At 39.6% G+C, this 2932-nt stretch carries 4 protein-coding genes; all 4 read left to right on the plus strand.

Translation table 11 applies throughout. The features are described 5' to 3' along the window. Window positions 1–957: cytidine deaminase-like fold-containing protein (locus BHC51_RS12850; protein WP_180296490.1), on the plus strand; the 957-nt coding region annotated here is incomplete at its 5' end. Continuing rightward, window positions 944–1330, plus strand: a complete 387-nt coding sequence (locus BHC51_RS10495; RefSeq protein WP_100153986.1) for a hypothetical protein — start codon at window positions 944–946, stop codon at window positions 1328–1330. The genes BHC51_RS12850 and BHC51_RS10495, both read left to right, overlap by 14 nt. Window positions 1331–1341: 11 nt before the next feature. Then, complete coding sequence (locus BHC51_RS10500; RefSeq protein WP_100153987.1) at window positions 1342–1824, plus strand: hypothetical protein; 483 nt, start codon at window positions 1342–1344, stop codon at window positions 1822–1824. Between the two features lie 170 nt (window positions 1825–1994). Continuing rightward, window positions 1995–2932 (plus strand): VENN motif pre-toxin domain-containing protein (locus tag BHC51_RS10505; protein ID WP_180296491.1); only part of this gene is annotated, 938 nt, incomplete at its 3' end.

Here is a 2932-nt window from a genome sequence, read left to right on the forward strand (position 1 = left end):
GCCCAAGAAAGAAAAATAAACGAAAAACTGAAAAAAGCCGGCGTACAAAATGCCGATGATTACCAAAGAAAATATAATGAGTGCAAAACAGATGCATGCAGACAGCAAGTTAAAAAAGACTACATAGAAGCCAGCGAACAGGCATCTAAAATCATACTTGACTTATATAGAAGCGGAGAATTAACAACTGAAGAATCAATGATATTGTTAACAAGCTATGCAAGCAAAATGATGCAAGGTGCAGGCGAAAACCAAGATGGCTGGAGCACCCCCATATTCAACATGGATGCCCAGAAATGGACACCATCCGGAGTAATAGCCAATCCAGACTTCCAGCAAATAACACTATCCAATTTAGTGCAAAAAATGAGGCAGTCAGGCGCATCTGAGCAGCAGATAGCAATGCGGGTATTGCAGTATCAGATTGCAGGTCAGGCTATAGGATCGTACTCCATGGCAGAGCAAGTAGATGCACTTTATAATTCTGGATTGAGTGTTAATACAGTAATAACTGCACTGACACTAAAACGAGGTAAGGCATTATCAGTAAATGAAATAAAAGCAATTACGACCAGATACAACCAAAACGCTGGAAGGTTAGTAACCCCGAATGGACAGGTAATAAAAAATACTGAGCACCAGAGTACAGCGAGTGAATCACGTGGGGCGACACAGAGCGGTGGAAAAGGTAAGGTAGAAGGTGCGCATAAGACTGAACAGATAGCCGGAAAAGGCACGACGAATACAACAAAACCGACAGTAACAGCTGAACTGGAGGTTAATGGTAATAAGTTTGTAGATACCAATCAAACAGCTAGACCTATAGATAAAGCAAATGCAAATGAATCAACTTTAATTTCTGAAAGAATAAAATCAAAAGAGCAAAAATTGATGGATAAAGGGAAAACAGATAATCTACCGTTGCCAAATAGTAATATGTCTAATGCTCAAGTATGATGCATATGGTAATGAAATTGTTTATAGAACTATGTCACCAGAGCAGTTTAAGCAGTTTGAACGCACTGGTATAATGCCAGCAACGACAGAAACCTCCGTATCACCTGTACTAGGATATTCATCAAAATATAATGGTATTACTGTGAAAATTACAGTTAAATCAGTAACTTTTTCTGAATTGGAAAAAATAGGTATTGCAGCAAATGAACCAGCAGCAAAACAATTCCCAAACATGTCAAATCGTACAGGAAAATGGATGCAGTCTAATACTCGTTTTAAAGTTGAAGGAGGGCAAATGACTACACAACTTGGACAGGGTAAAGGGATAGAAATTTTTAATAAAAATATTGTTCATTTTGAAAAAGTAAAATAAAAGGTAAAAGTATGCTATTAAATTTAGAAAATTCTAAAGTACCAATGAAATTAATCTTTTTACTATCAGAAGAATTAAAGGCTAAGCCAGAACAAATTAGATTAACACAGGAATTTACACTTGATGAATCAAGACCATATATGGGATTAAAAGGTGCAAATGGTCTCTTTGGTTCACAAGAATGGTGGAATAATATTAACCAAGGTAAAATACCTTTGCAGTATGTATCTGGGGTAATAACTAGAACTTATGTGGCTGGTCAAGATCCATCAAGCGTCGATAATTGTTTTAGTTTATTATTAGATGATGGTTCTATACGTGAAGAAAGTATTTATGATTATATTAACAAAGAAGATAAAAAACTTTTTCAAGTAGGTTCTAAAGTTGAAATCGTTTATGCCCTTGATGAATTGAAAAGAAGGGATAGTAATGGAGAAAAGTGTTACTTAGATATAGTATTAGAGATGGCAGTTTCATTAAAACCTATAGAATAGACTCCGCTATAGATTTTTGTATTTTTCTTTTACAGAATAATAATTAATATTAATTCTCACTGGGAAATATATAGATTCCGGCTATTATGAAGTTGTTTATTTAACTACAATCGATAAAATAATTAACACTGCTTTATAAATATAAACAGCATGGGAAAGAGACTTGAACCATGAAAGCCGTCACCAGTGCTGTTACCGGCATCCTTGGCGGCCAAAGCAGCCTGCAAGCAGCCACCAACGCCCTAGTACCGTATGCGGCAGAGCTGATCGGCAAACAATTCGGTCATGGAGAGAACCAGAATCAGGCAGCGCAGCTGGTAGCCCATGCGCTGGTAGGCGCCATCAGTGCGAGCATCAACGGCGGCAATGCCGCAGCTGGAGCCGTAGGCGCGAGTGCCGCCGAACTGGCCGCGCAATACCTGATCAAACAACTGCCCAAAGATCAGTACCCCGAAGCCATAGACCCGAGAACCGGCGAGATAGACCCGAACCGCTTACCGGAAAATGTCAAAGCCAGCATCAGAGACCTATCATCAGCAGTAGCCACCGTATCAGGCGGGCTAACTGGTGGTTCACTGATTGATGCGCAGATAGCGGGAGTGGTTGGGCAGAATGCGGTGGAGAATAACGCCATCATCAACAGCAAAGGCGAAAGCAAACTAAATGCCCAAGAAAGAAAAATAAACGAAAAACTGAAAAAAGCCGGCGTACAAAATGCCGATGATTACCAAAGAAAATATAATGAGTGCAAAACAGATGCATGCAGACAGCAAGTTAAAAAAGACTACATAGAAGCCAGCGAACAGGCATCTAAAATCATACTTGACTTATATAGAAGCGGAGAATTAACAACTGAAGAATCAATGATATTGTTAACAAGCTATGCAAGCAAAATGATGCAAGGTGCAGGCGAAAGCCAAGATGGCTGGAGCACCCCCATATTCAACATGGATGCCCAGAAATGGACACCATCCGGAGTAATAGCCAATCCAGACTTCCAGCAAATAACACTATCCAATTTAGTGCAAAAAATGAGGCAGTCAGGCGCATCTGAGCAGCAGATAGCAATGCGGGTATTGCAGTATCAGATTGCAGGTCAGGCTATAGG

The sequence above is a fragment of the Snodgrassella alvi genome, assembly GCF_002777745.1.
GTDB lineage: Bacteria > Pseudomonadota > Gammaproteobacteria > Burkholderiales > Neisseriaceae > Snodgrassella > Snodgrassella alvi_D.